Origin of the sequence: Synechococcus sp. L2F, assembly GCF_024345695.1 — a bacterium.
Taxonomy (GTDB): domain Bacteria; phylum Cyanobacteriota; class Cyanobacteriia; order PCC-6307; family Cyanobiaceae; genus MW101C3.
Genome location: NZ_JAGQBP010000004.1, coordinates 31,260 through 51,112, shown reverse-complemented (window position 1 = coordinate 51,112; position 19,853 = coordinate 31,260). Strand labels below are relative to the sequence as shown.

The window sequence follows — 19,853 nt, the reverse complement described above, 5'->3', positions numbered from 1 at the left end:
AGCAGCAAACGGCGGTCCTCCGCCGTTTTTTTGTGTCCAACGCCGCCGGGAGGACACAGGGGCCGTCAGAGCTTGCTGACGCAGCGGCGGGGAACCAGCTCAAAACCGGGGATCTACCCCCAGACTGATCCCAAACAAAAGCTGGAGATCAGGTGACCCAGGCCCTCAATGCCCTCGCTCGTATGACGCTCAGGCAACTCCGCCAGATCGCCAGTGATCTGGGTGTGAGCCTGTACAGCCGTAAATCCAAAGACGAGCTGGTCACGGAAATCACCACCCGCCAGCCGTCGGCCCAGGCCGCGAGCACTGGCTTCAGTGAAGCCGCTGCCCCCGGTGGGGCCAGCGGTGAACCCGCCTCACCCGCCACCCTGGCGGATCTGGAAGCCAGCTTCGAGCCGGCCCCCCGTCCCACCGCCCAGACCCGGGTGGTGTTCCTGCCGCGCGATCCCCAATGGGCCTACGTGTTCTGGGAAATCGCCGAAGCTGATCGGCGCCAGGCCCTCAATGTGGGTGCCAGCCAGCTCTGCCTTCGGGTCGCCGACGTCACCGGTCTGAGCGAGGGCGCCGCCCATCCCCACACGCTGCAGGAAGTTCCCGTCGACAGCCATGCCTCGGAGTGGTACCTGCCGGTGCCCCTGAGCGACCGCGACTACCGGCTTGAGCTGGGCTATCGCAAGATCGGCGGCGGCTGGATCTCCCTGGCCTTCTCCTCGGTTGCACGCGTTCCCGCCCTTCATCCGAGCGAGCAGATCCTTGATCAGTTCGTGCCCTTTTCCCTTGATGTGGCACCTGCACCGGGCAGCCTGCCCGCTCCCGCCGACTATGCCGACAACGGCCTGCACGAACGGCTCTATCAAACGGCCACCGTGCGCTGGAAACACTTCGGTCGCGGCTCTGAAGCCTTCCACGAAGTGGAGGATTCAGGGGCGGATCATCAGCGGCGCGCGCTCAGCGACTCCGGCGTCGGTGTCTGGGCCAGTGGCCGTAATGAATCCGGCGTGGGTGGAGTGGCTCCCCGCCAGCGCTCCTTCTGGCTCGTGGCTGATGCTGAGCTGATTGTCTACGGCGCCACAGATCCTTCCGCCCAGCTCACGATCGGCTCTGAGGTGGTGCCGCTCTCCGCCGAAGGCACCTTCCGGGTGCAGGTTCCGTTCCGCGACGGCCAGCAGCTCTATCCCATCCAGGCGGTTGCCGCCGATGGCGAGCAAAAGCGCAACATCACCTTGCAGTTTGAGCGCTTCACCCCCGAAGACAACAGCAACCCGGCCAGCCAGGCCGTGGCCGAATGGTTCTGACCCCACCGCCCAGCGACGAGTCGGCCGCTACCGCGGCTCACTCTGACTCACGCGCGGCTCTGAAGGCTTTCGTGGCCTTCACCCCGCTGGTGGGAGCGGTGGTACTGCCCCTCGTGGTGCCCGTGCTGATGGTGCGTTTCGGGGTGAGCACCGGTGTGGGCGTAGCAGTGGCCGCCAGCTGCGTGTGGTTTGTGGCCATGCTGCGCACTGCCGAGATGCCTGGCCACCACTGAGCTTGCCCGTTGCGCCCGGTGTTGAGGCGCTGAAGTCGACCACGGACTCATCAGGATCCCAGAATCCTGCTTCAGTTGATCATCTGCTGGCGGTAATCACAGCCTGACGAGGATCTCACCCCCCCTTGACCAGGCGATCCACTTCCTCACGTGTTGCTCTTGAACACCGGAGGAGTTGCATCTCGAGCCTGTGATTACAGGCTGTCAGCTTCCAACTGCCACGTGCAAGCGGCCAAACCCATACCACTGTCCGCCATCTCCTGATCGCATTGCTTCTGTCTGCACGGCGCTGATCATGAGCTGTGCCGAGGGTTTGTTGCTCTCATTGTCTCTATCCAGCGCTCTCTTGCATTCCCGAGGCCTTCGGCCGGCGGTTGCAGCAGAGCGCTTTTGTCCGTACCGAATGGCGGCAGGCTGGGAACGCTCAGCTGAGTTCACGCCGTCCGCCCGTGCCCAAGCCAGTGCCAGCGCACGTGCTCCTTCGCATCCCTTCGCCGTGCCGGCGACCACCCGCTGCTGGGGAGTTGCCGAACGTCGCAAGGACGCGGCGGAGGTCCGGAGTCACCGTGCTCGCCCTGGGCGGGTTGATGCTCAGCCTGGCCGGTTGCAGCGGCGCCGCGCGCATCACCGGGCAGCCTCCCTCCGATCTGTCTTTGCCGCCGGGCATGGAGGTGGCGTTCAACCACAGGGTTGACCGTCACTACCGCAGCCCGGTCAGTGGCCTGAAGCGCAATGGCGACAACCTCGAGCAGATGCTGCTCGATACGATCGCTCGCGCCCAACGGGAGATCCTCGTGGCGGTGCAGGAGCTCAGCCTGCCGGAGGTGTCGCGGGCGCTGGTGGCCAAACAGCATGCCGGGGTCAGTGTGAAGGTGGTGCTGGAGAACACCTACAGCCGGCCGTGGAGCGAAGAGCACCCGGTGGATCTCGACAGCCGCCAGCGCAGCCGGCACCACCAGTTGAAGGCACTGGCGGACAGCAACCGTGACGGGGTGCTCAGCCTGGAGGAACGGCAACAGGGGGATGCGGTGGCGCTGCTGCGGCGCGGCGGTGTGCCCCTGCTCGATGACACCGCCGATGGCAGCGCCGGCAGCGGTCTGATGCACCACAAGTTTCTCGTGGTGGATGGCCGCTGGGTGGTGACCGGCTCGGCGAATTTCACCCCCTCCTGCATTCACGGCGACCTCAATGATGGGCGCACCCGGGGCAATGCCAACCACCTGCTGCGGATCGACAGCCGCCCCCTGGCGACTGTGTTCAACCACGAGTTTTCCCGTCTCTGGGGCGATGGCCCTGGCGGCTTGCCGAACAGCCGCTTCGGCATCGGCAAGGACAACGGGGACCTCCAGCAGGTGATGGTGGGCCCCACCAAGGTGGAAGTGCTGTTCGCACCACACCGGCGTCGCGATCCCCGCAACGGCCTCGCCCTGATCGAGACGGAACTGGGCCAGGCGCAGCAGCGCCTCGATCTCAATCTGTTCGTGTTCTCTGCCCAGAATCTGGCCAATCGCATCGCCCAACTGCACCAGCAGGGGGTACGGATCCGGGTGCTGGCAGATCCAGGCTTCGCCACCCGCTCCTTCTCGGAGGTGCTCGACCTGCTGGGCCTGGCCATGGCCGATCACCGCTGCAAACGGGAAGCGGGCAACGCGCCCCTGGCCCATCCCCTCGCTGGGGTAGGCACGCCGCGGCTGGCCCGGGGCGACAAGCTGCACCACAAGGTGGCAGTGATCGATGACCGCAGCGTGATCACCGGCTCTTTCAACTGGAGTCCATCAGCGGCCCATGGCAATGACGAAACCCTGATGATCATCCGCTCACCGCAGCTGGCCGCCCACTTCAACCGCGAAATGGATCAACTGTGGCAAGGGGCCGAGCTGGGGCTGACGCCACGACTGCAGCGCAAACTTCAACAAAGCAGGCAGCGCTGCGGCACCGGTGAGCAGCGCAGTTGACGCGGCATGAAACCATCCCAGCGCCGGATCCGTAGCAACGATACAGCCATGCCAACGCTGGAGTCTTCAGGCTGTTGGCAGGTTGTGAACGAGTAGTTAGCGCGCACTGCAACAGACGCCTGTCAATGCTGATGGCGGCGGGAAAGTTCTAATGCCAATGGCAACAGGCCACTGGTACAAAGAGTAGCGCCGGGCTGATCGTGCCGTTCTCAGCCGGAAAGCTTCCAGGCCAGACGCTCCGAAAGGTCGTGGAGATAAGCGGCTGTGACGGCAGAAAGGCCCACCATCTGCATCACGGAAAGCGGATCCAGCCTCTCTCTATACGAACAGGGTGCGCACCAATGCCGTGCACCCCACCCACGCAATTCATCCACGTGGGTCCCACCATGGGTCTGGGAAGCCCTGCGCCCCACCGACCGCCACCCGGCCGCTCCACGCCTTGCCCGTCGCCTCCTCCGCCGCTGCCGCCCCTTCCCGCAGCGATGTTGTGATCGTGGGCGCCGGCCCTGCCGGTGCCTCCCTTGGCCTGCTGCTGGCGGAGCGGGGCCTGAGGGTCACGCTGGTGGAGGCGACCCGCCGCTTCGATCGCCAGTTCCGCGGCCAAGGGCTGATGCCCTGCGGGCTGGAGGCGCTCGCCCAGATGGGTCTGGAGCCCCTACTGGCCGGTCTGCCCCAACGGGCGCTAGCGGGGTGGTCGTTCTGGATCAACGGGCGCGAGCTGTTCGACGCCGCCGAGCCACTGGGCAGCACAAGACCGTGCACGCTCGTGCCCCAGCCGGCCCTGCTGGAGGCGCTGGTGCAGCGGGCCTGCCGGAACGAGAGCTTCAGCTGGAGGCCGGGGGAAACCGTGCAGGGCCTCGTGCGCCGACAGGGGCGCGTCGATGGGGTGCGGCTCTCCGGCGATCGGGTGCTGGCCGCCGATCTGGTGATCGCCTGCGATGGCCGCAGCTCGGGCCTGCGGCGCGCGGCCGGCCTGCCGATCGTCAGCGCTCCCAGCCCGATCGACGTGCTCTGGTTCCGGCTGCCCGCCCAGCCGCGCTGCAGCGCCGACAACCGCTTCATGGTGCTGCTCGGCCCCGGCGGCGGCTGCAGCGTCTTTCCCGCCGCAGAAGGCGGCGAGCTGCAGCTGGGCTGGCTGGTGGGCCCTGGCGAGCGGATCACGCGCACGTCGCTGGAGTGGTCAGAGGCCTTCGCCGCCCTGGCGCCCGACTGGCTGGCCGCCCACGTTCGTGCCCATGCTGCTGCAATCCGGGGTCCGGAGGCGCTGTCGGTGCAGGTGGGCTGCTGCCCGCGCTGGCAGGAGCCCGGCCTGCTGCTGCTCGGAGATGCCGCCCACCCGATGAGCCCGGTGCGGGCGCAGGGCATCAACATGGCGCTCCGCGACGCGATCGTGGCGGCCAACTGGCTGGTGCCGCCGCTGCAGCAGGGCGCCGGCACGCAGGCCATCGATGCGGTGCTGCCCCGGATTCAGCAGGAGCGGCAGGCGGAGATCCAGCTGGCGCAGCGGGCCCAGCAGGCCGAGGCGGCCCAGGGCGATCTGTTGCGGCGGCGACCTGAGCTGCGCTCTCTGCTCGCGCCACTGGCGCCACTGGCCGGCCCCCTGGTGAAGGCGCTCTGGGTGCGGCGCCAGGCACCGCTGCGCGACGGCTTCCTGCCGGTGCGACTGCGCGTGTGACCACGGCGTTACCCCAGCATCACGGCCGCTACGGTCATGATGAGCGGGCTACCCCTCCGCGCCCCATGTCCCGGCACCGCCTCCCCATCTGGCGCTCCGCCATCTCCCGAAGGCTCCCGCCATGGACTGGACCTGTGAGCGCCGGCTGGCTGCTGGGTGGTTGGCTGGCGGCTGGAGCCCTGACGGGGGCCAGCCCCGTCGCCGCGGCCAGGCCCAAGCCGCCGACGTTTCCCACCACGACGGAGTTGCGCACAATTCAGTTGGCCACCTTCGCCTGCTCCCGCGAGAACGGTGCCGAACCCTGCAGCCGCGCCCGCAGCCTCGCGGATCCGCTGATGGACAACCCCCTGCTGACCTCTTTCTGCAAGGACACGGTGTGGAGCATCGTGCAGCAGGCCGAGCCGGCCGCCACCAACAGCTTCCAGCGCCGCGACGACCTCGACCGGGCGGGTGAACAGCTGCTCAAGCGCTGCCAGCAACCCAGCGCCGCCAGCACCAGGAAACAGGACGATGGCCCCCGCCGTCCGCCCGCCGCTGGTGGGCCTGGAGCCGGCAGCGGGCGGCCCGCCGGCGCCGGTGGCTCCTGACGCGGGTCAGTCCCAGTCGTAGCTGAGGCGGGAACCGGGCATCCGTTCGCTCAGCTCGGCGAACACGGTGGCGAGGATTTCAGGACCGCAATCAGGATGGGCCCGCACCTCCTTGACCAGACGCTTCACGTCGGATTCGGAGAGACCGCGGTACTTGATCACCTCGTCCACCTTGGCGCGGAAGAGATCCAGCAGCGCCTGCTGCTCCGCGGTCAGGGGCTTGCCGCCGGTGCGTTCGATGTCCATCGGCGGTCAGGGTTGGGTGTGAGGGCCTGCAGTCGGGGCTGCCAGCGCCAGCAGCTGACGCGCTGTCGTTTCCATGAATGTCACCGACCAGCCGGTGGTGACCACCACGCGATCAGCCAGCTCACAGAGCGGCGAGGCGGCACCGGCGCAGCTGGCTGAGAGCCCCAGGAGTGCGTTGGTGAGCTTGCCGCGCAGGCAATGCTCCGTGCCCGATTGATCGAGCACCGCTTGGGCGGCCTCCCGGGTGCGGTTGATCGCCTGGGCGAGGGCAGGCGATGGAGCAGCCGCAGGAACACCGCCACGGGCCGGGAGGGAAGGCGCTCCCACCAGGGCGACGGCGGCCAGCAGGGACGTCACCAGGGCGTATCGGCCCCGCGGACGACGCAGGACGGGAGTGAACAGGGTCACGGGCCTGAAAAGCGAAGGGGGGGTGTCCTTGCGCACGCTACCGAGGTCGCCCGGATCTGCCTCACAGGAGGCAGGGTTACGTTGGACCCCCACACAGTTGGCCCGATGACGAGCAGCGCTTCCGCAGGCTCTGTTGCCTCCTGCCGCGTGACGCTGGCCAGCCCGTTCACCGACCAGAAACCGGGCACCTCCGGGCTGCGTAAAAGCACCAGCCAGTTCCAGCAGGCCCACTACCTGGAAAGCTTCGTGGAAGCTGTGTTCCGGGTGCTTCCTGGTGTGGAGGGCGGCACCTTGATCCTCGGGGGCGATGGCCGTTACGGCAACCGCCAGGCCATCGATGTGATCTGCCGCATGGGCGCCGCCCACGGCCTGGCCCGGCTGATCACCACCACCGACGGCATCCTCTCGACCCCCGCCGCCTCCCACCTGATCCGCAGGCACGCGGCGATCGGCGGCATCATCCTCTCGGCCAGCCACAACTCCGGCGGTCCCGACGGCGACTTCGGTGTGAAGGTGAACGGGGCGAACGGTGGTCCGGCGCCGGAATCGATCACCGACGCCATCTACGCCGTCACCCAGACCCTCGACGGCTACCGGATCGTGGAGGGCAGCCCCTTGCCATTGGAGGCGCCCGGCACCCACCACATCGGCGGGTTGCAGGTGGAGGTGATCGACGGCGTGGACGACTATCTGACGCTGCTGCAGAGCCTGTTCGACTTCGACGCGATCGCCGACCTGCTGGCGGGTGACTTCCCGGTGGCCTTCGATGCCATGCACGCCGTCACCGGCCCCTACGCCCGCCGCTTGTTCGAAGGGCTGCTGGGGGCACCCGCAGGCACGGTGCGCAACGGCATCCCCCTCGAGGATTTCGGCGGCGGGCACCCCGACCCCAACCTCACCTACGCCCATGAGCTGGCGGATCTGCTGCTGAAGGGCGATGCCTACAGCTTCGGCGCCGCCTGCGATGGCGATGGCGATCGCAACATGATCCTGGGCCGCCGCTGTTTCGTGAACCCCAGCGACAGCCTGGCGGTGCTCACCGCCAACGCGACGTTGGCACCGGGATATGCCGGCGGCCTGGCGGGTGTGGCCCGCTCGATGCCCACCAGCGCCGCGGTGGATGTGGTGGCTGCCGAGCTGGGGCTCCCCTGCTACGAAACGCCCACGGGCTGGAAGTTCTTCGGCAACCTGCTGGATGCCGGCCGGATCACCCTCTGCGGCGAGGAAAGCTTCGGCACCGGCAGCAACCACATCCGCGAAAAAGACGGGCTGTGGGCGGTGCTGTTCTGGCTGCAGATCCTGGCCCGGCGCCGCTGCTCGGTGGCCGAGGTGATGGCCAGCCACTGGGCCCGCTTCGGCCGCCACTACTACTCCCGCCACGATTACGAAGCCATTGCCAGCGACCGCGCCCACGGCCTCTACGACCGCCTGCATGGCCTGCTGCCCTCCTTGAAGGGCACCGGCTTTGCCGGCCGCTCGATCGCCACCGCCGACGACTTCAGCTACGACGATCCGGTGGATCAATCGACGACGCGGGGGCAGGGCCTGCGCCTGCTGCTCGACGACGGCAGCCGGGTGGTGTTCCGCCTCTCCGGCACCGGCACCCAGGGCGCCACTCTGCGCCTTTACCTCGAGAGCTTCGTGCCCTCCGGCGGCAACCTGGCCCAGGATCCCCAGGCGGCCCTCGCCGATCTGATCAGCGCCGCCGATGGCCTGGCCGAGATCCGCAGCCGCACCGGCATGGATCGGCCCACGGTGATCACCTGATCGGCGGTTCGATCCGGCGCAGGCCTGAGTATTAACCTGGTTCTGGGCCTTGGCCCGGAACTGGACCTGGACCTAGTTCTGTTCCCAGGGCAGGGATTACGCCTGTATCTGGTTCAGTGCCTGGACCTAAAACTGGGACTGGGCCATCTTCCGGCTTGGCATCGTCTCCAACTCAATCCTCCGGGGCGGCAGCATCGTCCGCGGGGTCAAGCGCTGCCGTCGTCGGTCTGGCCGCCGCCGAGCTGGTGGCATCCTGCTGGGCAAGCTGCGCTGACAGCGCCCGGATCGCCTTCTTGACGGTGCGATAGGGCTTGCCGTGGGGGGTGAAGCCATAGCGCGACAGTTTGGCCAACAGCTCGTCAGCGCTCACCACGAACACCGGAAACAACTGACGGCGCTGGAACTCGGCCTGGAGATCCATCAATGTCTTGGCGGCTGAATAATCCACCGCATCGATACCGGAGGCATCGATCACCAGCCCCTTGAGGTCCGGGCCATTCAGTGTGATCAGGTTCAGCACCTCCTCCATGAAGGCGCTGGCGTTGGCATAAAACAGATTGGCCTCGAAGCGATAGGCCACGATGCCCGGCGCCGCAAACACCCCCGCCGCCACCGGCACTGTGTGCCAGCCCCGGTCGGCGTCATGGGCCCACAGGCGCGTTCGGGGCCTGTAGGTGTGCCGCACCTGATCGATCAACGACAGGCCCACTGCCAGCAGAATCCCCTGCATCACCCCCAGCAGCGCCACACAAAGGGCGGTGAGGATGGCAATCACGAACTCGCTGCGCTGCAACCGGTAGAGCTCACGCAGGCCGCGAAGATCGATCAACTTCAGGCCGATCACAAACACGATCGTCGACAACACCACAGCCGGGAGAAAGCCGAGCGGATCGGTGAAAAAAGCCAGCACCGCCAGCACCACCGTGGCCATGGTGAGGTGCGCCACCTGGCTGCGGCCGCCGGCGGCATCCAGCATTTCCGTCTTGGTGGGGCTGCCGTTGACCACGAACGTCCCGGAGAGCGCCGCGCCCAGGTTGGCGATGGCCAGGCCGATCAGATCGCCATTCTGATCCACACGTTCGTGATGCCGCTGGGCATAGGCCCGGGCCGTGGCAGCACTCTGGGCAAGAATCACCACAAAGCAGGAAGCGGCGGTGGTGAGGGCCTGATTGAGCTGGGCGGCCTGCAGCGTGGGCCAGGCCAGCTGCGGCAGACCATGGGGAACCGCGCCCACCACCTCCAGGCCGTGGTGCTGGAAATCGAGCGCGGCACTGGCCACGATCGTGGCCACCACCGCGATCAGAGCCCCGGGCAGCCGCGGCGACCAGCGCTTGCAGCCAGCGATCACCACCAGCACCAGCACCGCCAGCAGCAGGGACACGCCGCTGGCCTGCCCCAGCCGCTGCAGCACCGAGAGGATCTGCGCGAACGATCCGTCCCCTTGCTTCTCCAGACCCAGCAGGCCGCTGAGCTCGCCGGCGGCCACCTGCAGGCCGATCCCAGTGAGCAGGCCGATCAGAGCACTGCGGGAGAGGAAGTCTGCAAGAAAGCCCAGCCGCAGCCAGGTGGCGAGCACAAGCATGGCCCCCACCAGCAGGGCTACCGCCGAGGTGAGCTGCACATAGGCGCTGGAACCTGGCGCCGCCACCGCGCTGAGCGTGGCCGCCAGGATCGCGGCGGTGGCGGAATCGGCCGCCACCACCAGCTGGCGGGAGGCGCCGAATACAGCAAAGGCCAGCACCGGGATCAGCAGGGTGTAAAGCCCGGTCACCACAGGGGTGTGCGAGATGCGGGTGTAGCCCATCACCTCGGGAATGGCCAGAGCCGCCAGGGTGAGCCCGGCGAGCAGGTCGTCGGCGAGGCCGGAGCGGCGGACCGGCAGCACGCCCCTCAGCAGCGCCACACCCAGCACGTGCGGACCGTCCGTGTGCGGGGCGGGCCGGTTGTGGGGCTCGCGGCCGGCCCTCAGAAGTCGTCTCCGCGTTCGTCCAGCGGCGCGCCAGGCTGGCCGCGGCGGGTGAGGCTGATCTGCCGCAGCGTTTCTCCCCAGGCGCCGCAGAAGCCCGCCATGCCGATCACCAGAGCCCAGAAGCGGGGGTGGATGGTCGGCAGAAGTTCACCAGGGGTGCGCGAGGCGTGGTGGGCCAACACCAGCAGCACCAGCACGGCGAGGGCATAAAGACATCCGGCCAGGGCGATGCGGCGGCGATCCACCCGCAACTGGCGGCGCGGACGGTAGCCGGCAGGGCGGGGCAGGGGCATCTCAGGCGGCCGGGCCTGACGGGAGCACCGGTTCGGTGGCCTGGCTGGCGGGGAACCAGGAGGCTTCCAGCTGCTTCATCAGCACATAGAAGGAGGGCACCACAAACAGGCTGAGCACCGTGGCCACCAGCAAGCCACCGAAGATCACGGCCCCCAGCGACTGCTGGCTGAGGGCGCCGGCACCGCTGGCCACCAGCAGGGGGAAGAAACCGGCCAATGCCGCCATGGCCGTCATCAGGATCGGGCGCAGGCGAGAGCAGGCGGCCGCCATGGCCGCTTCGGCGGAGCTCATGCCCTGCTCCATGCGCTGGTTGGCCAGATCCACGATCAGGATGCCGTTCTTGGCCGCCAGGCCGATCAATGTCACCAGGCCCACCTGGGCGTACACGTTGTTCACCTGGCCGCGCAACACAAGGAACATCAGCGCCCCGAGCATGGCCAGGGGCACCGTCATCAGGATGATCAGCGGATCGATGTAGCTGCCGTACTGAGCGGAGAGCACCAGGTACACCACCACGATCCCCAGCGCGAACACCAGGATGGCCAGGGCGCCGGCCTGCACCTCCGATCGGGTCAACGCCGACCAGGCTGAGCCGATGTTGGCGAAATTGAGCCGGCGGAACACCGCCGCGATCGTATCGATCGCCTGGCCGCTGCTCTTGCCGGCGGCCTCCACCCCCTGAATCAGCACGGTGCGATAGAGATCGAAGTGGCTGATGATCGGCGGGGCGCTGTCGAGGCGGGCCTTCACCACGTTGGAAAGAGGCACCAGCCCACCGGAGCGGTTGCTCACATAGAGATTGTTGAGGTCCTGGATCATGGTGCGGTGGCTCGCATCGGCCTGGACATACACCTGCCGGTATTGCTGCTGCTCGTAGGTCTGGTTCACGAAGCTGCCGCCCGTGAGGGTACCCAGGGCCTCCATGGCGGCACTGAAGTCGATGTCGAGCGAGGCCATGCGGTCGCGGTCCACGTCGAGGCGCCACACCGGCGCATCACTGACGAACTGGGTGTAGAGGTTACCGAAGGTGCCGGTGCCCCTGGCCTTGGCGATCAGTTGCTTGGCGAGGCCGGCCAGTTCGGTGGGGCTGTAGCCGCCATTGCTGAGGTCGTTGAACTGGAAGGAGAGCCCCCCCTGGGCGCCGAAGCCAGGCACGGCCGCGGGCGCCTGAGCGAGCACAATCGCCCCGGGAATCTTGGCGAAGGCCTGGTTCATCCGCCCGATGATGGCATTCGCCGATTGCTCCGGGCTGGTGCGTTCCTCGATCGGCTTGAAGCCGAAGAAGAAGATGCCCTGGTTCAACGAGCCGCCGTTGAATCCGGCCCCACCCACCAGTTCTCCGGACACCACATCAGGCTCCTTGGCGATGATCCTGCGGGCCTCATCCGCCACCGCCATGGTGGCCTCGATCGACGACTGGGCCGGCAACTGGATGATGCCAAGGCCATAGCCCTGGTCTTCGGTGGGAACGAAACCGGTGGGAATCAGCACGAAGGCGGCGCCGGTGAGCAGCACCCCGCCCAGCAACGCCGCCAGCACCAGCCGCCTAAGCCGGATCACCTGTTGAAGCAAGGCGGCATAGCCACGGGCCACCTGATCGAACACCTTGTTGAAGGCCGTGAAGATGGGCATCAGGAAGGTGCCCACCACGGCCCCCACCAGGCCCAGCACCACAGCCAGCAGCCAGCCGCCGGCCAGGGTGCCGTACAACGCACCGAAGGCCCCGCCGATCGCCGTCCAACGCCAGCCCCTGGGTTCGGTTTTGCCGCCACCGAGCAGCAACGCCGATTGCAATGGCTTGCCGGTGATCGCATTGAAGGTGGACACGATGATCGAGAAGACGATCGTGAGCGCGAACTGCCGGTAAATCACGCCGGTGGCGCCCGGGAAGAAGGCCACAGGCACGAACACGGCCAGCAGCACCAGGGCGGTGGCCAGGATGGCGCCAGTGAGTTCCTTCATGGCATTGGAGGCCGCCACAAACGGTGGGTCGCCGGCTTCGATGCGCGCCGACACGGCCTCCACCACCACGATCGCGTCATCCACCACCAGGCCGGTGGCCAGGATGATGCCCAGGAGCGTGAGTTCGTTGATCGAAAAGCCGAACGCCTTCACGAACACCATCGCCCCCAGCAGGGCGATGGGGAGGGCGAGGGCCGGCACGGCCGTGGCCTTCCAATCCTGCAGAAACAGGAAAATGATCAGCAACACCAGCACCACCGCATCGCGCAGGGCATCGAGGGCCCCTTCGATCGAGGCATTGATGAAGTCGGTCTGGTCAAACACCTTCTCCAGCACCACACCTGGCGGCAGGGAGTTGCGGAACTGGGTGAGCACCTCATCCACTGCATCCGCTGTAGTAATCGCATTGCTGCCAGGCAACTGGATCACCCCGAAGCCCACCGATGGGTAGCCGCTGATGGCATTGATGGCGGCCTGATTGAAGTTCTGAAAGGCGTATTCTGCGCGGCCCACATCCCCCAGACGAATCAATCCACCGTCGGGGCCCTTGGAGAGAATGAGTTTTTCGAAGTCACCAACTGTCTCCAGATTGCCGTTCACCAGAATCGGGAAGGTGGAGCGGTTTGTGGGCAGTGAGGGCGGGCCGCCCACGCTGCCGGCGATCACCACCACGTTCTGAGATTTCAGCGCATTCACCACATCGGTGATGGAAAGGTTGAAACGGGCCAGCCGTAGTGGATCCACCCAGAGACGGAAGGCGGGATCACTGGCCCCGAAGATGTTCACCTGGCCGACACCATCCGCGCGCGTGAGCGGATACACAAGATTCAGTTGCAGGAGCCCGTTCAAGAAGGTGCCGTCGAACTGGCCTGCTGTGGACGTGAGGTTGTAAACGAGGAGGTAGCTGCCGGAGGTCTGCTGAACCGTGACCCCTTGAGCATTCACCTGGGGCGGTAATTGCGGGGTGGCGGTCTGAACGCGGTTCAGCACGTTCACCTGATCGATGTCCGCGTTCGTGCCCGGCTTGAAGTAGACGTTGATCTGGCTGCTGCCCTCCCCGGTGCTGGTGGAGGTGATGTAATCCATCCCCGGCGCCCCGTTGATCTGCTCCTCAAGCGGCCCGGTCACGGCGCTTTCCACCGTGAGCGCATCGGCCCCGGGCAGGTTGGCGTTCACCTGAATCGTGGGCGGAGCGATGTCCGGCAGGTTCTCGATCGGCAGCAGGGGCAGGGCGATCACGCCTGCCAGCAGGATGAGCACACTGCACACCGTGCTGAGCACGGGGCGGCGGATGAAGGTGTCCGAAAGGCTCATTGACGGGCCGCCGGGGGGGCGGAAGCAGGCGCCGCTGCAGCGGCGGCGCGCACAGCCAGGCCACTGCGCAACTGGGCCAGGTTGCCCAGGATCACCGAATCGGTGCTCTGCAGGCCCGAAGCCACCGGGAACATCCCGCCCTGCAGCGTGCCCAGGGTGACGGGCACCTGCACCGCCACCAGGGCACCGGCGGGTGGCGGTGGCTCAATCGGCCGGCCCAGCCGCTGCCGTGCCTCCTCGGGGCTCACAGCCAGGAACACAAAGGTCTTGCCGGCCTGGAGCAGCACCGCCTGCTCGGGAATCGACAACGCGTTGCCCTGCGAGAAGATCAACCTGGCGTTCACCCGCTGGCTGTTGCGCAGGACGCCGTCGTCGTTGGCGAAGGTGGCCTTCACCAGCAGGGTCTGGCGCTCCTTGTCGAGGGACGGGGCCACAAAACTCACGGCGCCGCGGGCCGTGAGCTCGGGGCGATCGGGCGCGCTCAGCACCACGGGCATCCCCACCTTCACGCGGGCGGCATCGGTGCCCGGCACATCGAGGCGCACCCACAGGCGGGAGTTGTCGACCACGCTGGTGACGACACCGCCGGCACGAACGACATCACCAAGCTTGGCGTTGATGCTGCCCACCTGACCGGTGATCGGAGCCGTGACGTTCTTGTAACCCAGGGTGGCTTTCGAGGACAGCAGCCGATCACGGCTCACCAGAGCCTGGGTGACATAAAAATCACGTTCCTTGGTGGTTACGGCACCCTGCTCGTTGAGAAAAATATAACGCTCGGCGTTCACCAGGTCCTTCCGGGCTTCCGCCCGATCCGAATTGGTGGTGGCCTCCTGCTGCACCTGGTCGAGCCGGAAGAGCAACTCTCCCTTTCGCACCGCCTGTCCCTCCTGCATCGGCATCGCCACGATGCGGCCATCGATCTCTGGAGCGAGCTTGACCTCGCGGATAGCCTCCAGCGTGCTCTGGTAATCGGCGGAGTCGGTGAAGACGGAAGTGCGTGGATTCACCAGCCTGACGGCCGCCGGGGGCTGCTCGGGAAGCTTGGCCGGCGCACAGCCAATGAGAGCAACCAGCGAGAGAAGAGAGGATGCCGCCAGAACGGTGGTGGGTGGCCGCAACTGCCTGGTCATGCGTTCGCCCCAGGCTGGCGCACAACGGCTGTGGTGTCTACACCCATCGCCACTCCGTTGCGTGTTGATGGGTTGCGTGGGAATGCGATAGCGAAAGCGATTGCCTATCACAGACCCGCGTAAACCTTGTGGCACCGATGCCCACTGTGCCGATCGGAAGGATCAGATCCGTTCGCGGCTTCGGCCCGTTCGGTAAACCTTCCTGTGGTAGGCGGGATCCGGGTTAGTGACCTGCAGCTGTCGCACGGTTTCAATCGCCATGCCACCCAGGCTGCCGAAGGAGGCCAACAGGATGCGGAACCACACCAAAGCACTGGAGCTCACCGTGACCGGTGTATGGGCAACGATGGCCTGAAGAAAGAGGCTGACGGAAAGACCGAGCACGGCCCCCACAAGTCCGGCGAGAACGATGCGGCGGCCTTGCAGGGGCTCGGGAGGACAGGCCATCAGGGAGCAGCGGAGGGCAACTGGTCAGGCTTGGAAGCCTCAGCGGAGCCGAATCCCTTCAGCACCACGTAAAACACAGGCACCACGAACAGAGACAACACCGTGGCCACCGTGAGGCCACCGAACACCACGGTGCCGAGTGAGGCCTGGCTGCGGGCGCCGGCACCATTGGCCAGCACCAGGGGGAGAAAGCCAAACAGAGACGAGATGGCCGTCATCAGGATCGGCCGCAGGCGGGATTCCGCCGCGTCCCGCGCCGCCGCCATCGCCGTGGCCCCCTCAGCCATGCGCTGGTTGGCCAGATCCACGATCAGGATGCCGTTCTTGGCCGCCAGGCCGATCAGCATCACCAGGCCTACCTGGGCATAGATGTTGAGCACCTCGCCGCGGGCCGCCAGAAACGCCAGAGCGCCGAGCATGGCGGTGGGCACGGTCATCAGGATGATGATCGGATCGGTGTAGCTCTCATATTGGGCGGCCAACACCAGGTACACCACCAGGATGCCGAGAGCGAAGATCACCACAGCCAGCGCTCCGGCCTTGATCTCCTCGCGCGAGAGGCCGGTCCAGTCGAAGCCGAGCCCGTTGACCTCCATCTGCTTGAACAGGTCCTGAATGCCCGTGATCGCTTGGCCGGAGCTGCGCCCCGGCGCCGGGCTGCCTTCCACCTTGATCGAGCGGAACAGGTTGAAGTGAGGGATCACCGAAGGGCCGGTGGCAGGTTCCACCGTGAACACCTCTGCCAACGGAACGGGTTCACCCTTGAGATTGTTGACGAACAGCGAGGTGAGCTGCTGCGGCGTGGCCCGGAAAGCCTCATCCGACTGCACATAGACACGCCGGATCTTGCCCTCCTGGAAGGTGTCGTTGATGTAGGCACCACCGAAATAGAAGCTGAAGGCCTGCATCGCCTGGCCGTAATCCACCTGGAGAGCCGCCAGCTGATCGCGGTTGACACTCACCTCCAGCTGCGGAGATTCAGGGCTGAACTGGGTGAACACCCGGCCAAAATCACCGGTGGCGGTGGCCTTGGCGATCAGCTGTTGGGCTCTGGCGAAGAAATCGGGCAGGGTGAGGGCGCCGGCGCTCTGGTCGAGCATCTGGAACTCGAAACCACCGGAGGTGCCGTAGCCGGGGATCGCGGGGGGCTCCACCACGAAAATCCGAGCGCCACTGATCACCGAAAGCTTGCGGTTCAGCCTCTCCACGATCGCCTCCATGGCCTGATCGGGGTTGGGACGTACGTCCCAGTTCTTGGTACCGAAGAAGAACAGGCCCTTGTTGGGGGCATTGCCATCCAGGCTGAAGCCACTGATGAGCAAGGCGGTACTGATGTCTTTTTCGGTGCGAAGGATCTCCGCCACCTGAGCATTGATCTTGCTGGTGGTCTGAGACGAGCTGCCATCGGGGGCCTGCACAAAACCGATCGCATAGCCCTGGTCTTCGATCGGCACGAAGCCGGAGGGGATCGAGGTGAAGGCCACTCCCGTCAGCACCACGCCCCCCACCAGCACTCCCATGATCAGGGCGCGGCGGCTGAGCACCCAGCCCAGGGCCCGCTGGTACCACGCTTCTCCGGAGGCGTAGACCCGGTTGAAGCCCTTGAAGATCGGGCCGAGGAAGAAACCCACCAGCACGCCGATCGCGGTGAACACCAGCACCGTGATCGGCGCTTCCACCCGGGCCATCAGCAGCCCCACCACGGCAGCGCCGATCGTGATGGGCAGACGAAGTGGCAGCCGGGTGATCAGACTCAGCAGATAGCCCAGCAGCAGGCCCGCGACTACCACACCGATCACCAGCAGAGCGCCGCGGCCACTCACCAGCAGGCCGTAGATGAAGCCGATGGATCCGCCGGCGATCGTGTAAGCCCGGCGGCCTGGCGGATCCCCCTCCCTGGCCAGCAGCAGGGCCGAGAGCATGGGGGAAAAGGTGAGCGCATTGAAGGTGGAGATCGCCACCGAGAAGATGATCGTGGCGGCGAACTGCTGGTAGATCGTGCCGGTGGCCCCCGGGAAGAAGAGCACCGGGAGGAACACCGCAAACAGCACGAGCGACGTGGCAATCACGGCGCCGAACAGCTCGTTCATCGTGCTCTTGGCGGCCTCCAGGGCAGTCATGCCCTGCCCCTTTTTGGTGGAGGTGTCTTCGATCACGGTGATCGCGTCATCCACCACCAGGCCGGTGGCCAGCACCAGGCCGAACAGGGTGAGCTGATTGAGCGAGAAGCCCGCCACCTTCACAAACAGGAAGGTACCCACCAGCGCCACCGGAATGGCAATGCCGGGCACGAGCGTGGCTTTCCAGTTCTGGAGAAACAGGAACAGGATCAGCACCACAAGCACCACCGCATCCCGCAGCGAGTTGGTGACGCCTCTGATGGACGCGTTGATGAAATCGGTGGTGTCGTAGATCTTCTCGATCTTCATTCCCGGCGGAATCGTGAGCCGGAAGTTCTCGATCACGTTCTCCACCGCCTCTGACACCTCCAGAGCATTGCTGCCGCCCAGCTGATAAACCAGCAGGCCCACAGAAGGTGTCGCCCTGAGGTCAGTGGCATTGGCGTCGTAGCTTTCCGCCCCCAGCTCCACCCGGCCCACATCTCGCAGACGCACCAGGCCGCCCTGATCGGTGGTGCGCAGAATCAGGTTGCTGAATTCCTGGGTGCTGCGCAGGCGGCCCTGCAGTTGCACGGTGAAGGTGAACAGCTGGCCCTCCGGTGAAGGCTCGCCGCCCACCTGGCCGGCCGGCACCAGACGGCTCTGGCTGCGCAACGCGTTCACCACATCGGCCGAGCTCAGCTTGTTGGCCGCGAGCCGGTCGGGGTCGAGCCAGAGACGGAAGGCGAGCTTGCGGTTACCGGCGTAGGCAATGTTGCCCACCCCACGCACCCGTTTGAGCTCATCGATCAGGTTCTGGTCAAGCAGACCACTGATGAATTCCGTGCTGTAGGCATTGGCGGCATCCTCGCTGCCGAAGTTATAAACGAGCAGAATGGAGTTGGAGGCTTTGTTCACCAAGACCCCCGACTGCCTCACTTCTTCGGGCAACTGGGGCTGGGCTTGAGACACCCGGTTCTGCACATTCACCTGGTTGATGTCACCGTCGGTGCCACTGGCAAACGACACGGTGATGGAACTGGCCCCAGAAGCGGAGCTGGAGGAGGTGATGAACTCCATGTTCTCCACCCCGTTGATCTGCTGCTCCAGCACATTGGTGACCCCCTCCTCCACCGACACCGCATCGGCGCCGTTGTAACTGGAATTAACCGTGACGGTGGGCGGAGCAATATCAGGGAGGTTCTCGATCGGCAGCAGCGGAATCGCAATCAATCCGCCGATCACTATCAGAAGGCTGCAGACGGTGGTCAGAACCGGCCGCGTGATGAAATTGTCGGAAGCAGACATCGGCGGCTCCCTACTTCACCGTCACGGGTGTGCCGTGACGCAGGGTGAGCAGGTTGGTTGTGATCACCCGATCGTTGAGATCCACGCCCTTGAGCACCGGATAGCGGTTGTTCTGCAGCTCACCGAGCTGCACCGGCACCTGCAAGGCGAAGCTGGTGCCCGGTGGCAACTTGCGCAGCGCCTCCAGGTCGGCCCTGCCGGGGTTGCGCTCCAGATCCTGCAGGGTTCCCACTGCGAACACAAAGCTCTGACCCGACGATTGGGTGACCGCCACGAACGGCACGGAGGGCACATCGCCAGCCGCCAGCTGCACGCGGGTGCGCAGCCGCAGACCGGTGCGCAACGCGCCATTGGGATTGGGGAACTCCGCCTTCAGCAGCAACGCCTGGGTGCCGGGGGTGACGGCCGGGTCCACCGATCCCACCACGCCCCTGGCCAGCACCCGATCGCCCAGCGGCTCCTGGAGCACCACCGGCAGGCCGGGCCGCACCCGGTCGCTGAAGGCCCCCGGCACATCGATGCGGGCCATCAGCCGGTCGTTGCGCACCACCTTGGTGAAGGGCGCGCCGGCGGCGATCACATCGCCCTGCTTCACCTGCAGGTCACTGATCACCCCCCCGATCGGCGCGGTGAGGTTGTTGAAGGCAAGGTCGGCCTGTCGGGCCACCACCGCCTCGCGCGACTGGATGTATTCGGCGCGCAGCTGATCACGCTGCAGTGCGCTGGCGGCACCCTGGCGCACCAGGAACTCAAAGCGCTCGTAATTGAGCCGGTCCTTGTCGCGCTGCGCGATCAGGCTGGCCACATCGGCGCGCACCTGGGCCTGGTCGAGCACGAGCAGAAGCTGGCCCTGGCGCACCACATCGCCCTGACGCACGAACAGGCGCTCGATGCGGCCGGCGGTCTGGGCGGCCAGCTGCACCTCCTCAATCGCCTCCAGGGTGCTGATCGTGTCGACATCGTTGCTGAAGCGACCCAGCGCCACCGGCTGGGTGGACACCTGCACCTGGCGCTGCTGCGGGGCTGGCGGCCCGCCTCCACAACCTGAGAGTGCCAGCAGGGCGGCCGCCAGAGACACACCCGTTCCAACTGACATGGAGCGGAGAGGAAGAATCACGCAGCAGGCTCTGGTTGGGGGGATTCTGAAGGACCCACGCGTCA

Annotated in this window: 15 protein-coding genes; 6 read left to right on the top strand and 9 right to left on the bottom strand. The window is 66.3% G+C overall.

Annotated features, from left to right (window positions below):
- Positions 1-182: 182 nt before the first annotated feature.
- The 5 genes from KBZ19_RS11310 (at position 183) to KBZ19_RS11290 (ending at position 5,745) form a co-directional block, all read left to right on the top strand.
- The gene (locus KBZ19_RS11310) at positions 183-1,295 is read left to right on the top strand and encodes a DUF4912 domain-containing protein (protein ID WP_255101142.1); all 1,113 of its coding nucleotides are present in this window, start codon (positions 183-185) and stop codon (positions 1,293-1,295) included.
- Positions 1,296-1,366: 71 nt separating this feature from the next.
- Positions 1,367-1,528 carry a hypothetical protein gene (locus KBZ19_RS11305; RefSeq protein ID WP_198948281.1) on the top strand — a complete coding sequence of 54 codons (162 nt, stop codon included), beginning with the start codon at positions 1,367-1,369 and terminating at the stop codon, positions 1,526-1,528.
- Positions 1,529-2,103: 575 nt separating this feature from the next.
- The gene (locus tag KBZ19_RS11300) at positions 2,104-3,483 is read left to right on the top strand and encodes a phosphatidylserine/phosphatidylglycerophosphate/cardiolipin synthase family protein (RefSeq protein ID WP_399220245.1); all 1,380 of its coding nucleotides are present in this window, start codon (positions 2,104-2,106) and stop codon (positions 3,481-3,483) included.
- A 439-nt stretch (positions 3,484-3,922) separates the two neighbouring features.
- Positions 3,923-5,158 carry an FAD-dependent oxidoreductase gene (locus KBZ19_RS11295; RefSeq protein ID WP_255101010.1) on the top strand — a complete coding sequence of 412 codons (1,236 nt, stop codon included), beginning with the start codon at positions 3,923-3,925 and terminating at the stop codon, positions 5,156-5,158.
- Positions 5,159-5,292: 134 nt separating this feature from the next.
- Positions 5,293-5,745, top strand: a complete 453-nt coding sequence (locus KBZ19_RS11290; protein WP_255101009.1) for a hypothetical protein — start codon at positions 5,293-5,295, stop codon at positions 5,743-5,745.
- A 6-nt stretch (positions 5,746-5,751) separates the two neighbouring features.
- On the opposite strand, the gene KBZ19_RS11285 is transcribed toward KBZ19_RS11290, so the two are convergent.
- Together KBZ19_RS11285 and KBZ19_RS11280 are read right to left on the bottom strand one after the other, a co-directional pair.
- Positions 5,752-5,991 carry a hypothetical protein gene (locus tag KBZ19_RS11285; RefSeq protein WP_094512518.1) on the bottom strand — a complete coding sequence of 80 codons (240 nt, stop codon included), beginning with the start codon at positions 5,989-5,991 and terminating at the stop codon, positions 5,752-5,754.
- 6 nt (positions 5,992-5,997) lie between these two features.
- Entirely contained in the window at positions 5,998-6,399 is a 402-nt protein-coding gene (locus KBZ19_RS11280; RefSeq protein WP_255101008.1) for a hypothetical protein, read from the bottom strand.
- 105 nt (positions 6,400-6,504) lie between these two features.
- On the opposite strand from KBZ19_RS11280, the gene KBZ19_RS11275 reads away from it, so the two are divergent.
- Positions 6,505-8,166, top strand: coding sequence for an alpha-D-glucose phosphate-specific phosphoglucomutase (locus KBZ19_RS11275; RefSeq protein WP_255101007.1), 1,662 nt, complete (start codon positions 6,505-6,507; stop codon positions 8,164-8,166).
- A gap of 172 nt (positions 8,167-8,338) precedes the next feature.
- Here the strand turns inward: KBZ19_RS11275 and KBZ19_RS11270 are convergent, their stop codons facing one another.
- From KBZ19_RS11270 to KBZ19_RS11240, 7 genes are all read right to left on the bottom strand, one after another.
- Positions 8,339-10,069 carry a SulP family inorganic anion transporter gene (locus KBZ19_RS11270; RefSeq protein ID WP_255101006.1) on the bottom strand — a complete coding sequence of 577 codons (1,731 nt, stop codon included), beginning with the start codon at positions 10,067-10,069 and terminating at the stop codon, positions 8,339-8,341.
- A 62-nt stretch (positions 10,070-10,131) separates the two neighbouring features.
- Entirely contained in the window at positions 10,132-10,428 is a 297-nt protein-coding gene (locus tag KBZ19_RS11265; protein ID WP_094512510.1) for a hypothetical protein, read from the bottom strand.
- Position 10,429: 1 nt separating this feature from the next.
- Positions 10,430-13,705, bottom strand: a complete 3,276-nt coding sequence (locus KBZ19_RS11260; protein WP_094512504.1) for an efflux RND transporter permease subunit — start codon at positions 13,703-13,705, stop codon at positions 10,430-10,432.
- Positions 13,702-14,715, bottom strand: coding sequence for an efflux RND transporter periplasmic adaptor subunit (locus KBZ19_RS11255; protein WP_255101005.1), 1,014 nt, complete (start codon positions 14,713-14,715; stop codon positions 13,702-13,704). The genes KBZ19_RS11260 and KBZ19_RS11255 overlap by 4 nt, the downstream gene beginning before the upstream one ends.
- A 285-nt stretch (positions 14,716-15,000) precedes the next feature.
- Positions 15,001-15,285, bottom strand: coding sequence for a hypothetical protein (locus KBZ19_RS11250; RefSeq protein ID WP_094512495.1), 285 nt, complete (start codon positions 15,283-15,285; stop codon positions 15,001-15,003).
- Complete coding sequence (locus tag KBZ19_RS11245) at positions 15,285-18,692, bottom strand: efflux RND transporter permease subunit (RefSeq protein ID WP_255101004.1); 3,408 nt, start codon at positions 18,690-18,692, stop codon at positions 15,285-15,287. The genes KBZ19_RS11250 and KBZ19_RS11245 overlap by 1 nt, the downstream gene beginning before the upstream one ends.
- 10 nt (positions 18,693-18,702) lie before the next feature.
- On the bottom strand, positions 18,703-19,809 hold the full coding sequence (locus KBZ19_RS11240; RefSeq protein WP_255101003.1) for an efflux RND transporter periplasmic adaptor subunit: 1,107 nt from the start codon (positions 19,807-19,809) through the stop codon (positions 18,703-18,705).
- Positions 19,810-19,853 lie beyond the last annotated feature (44 nt).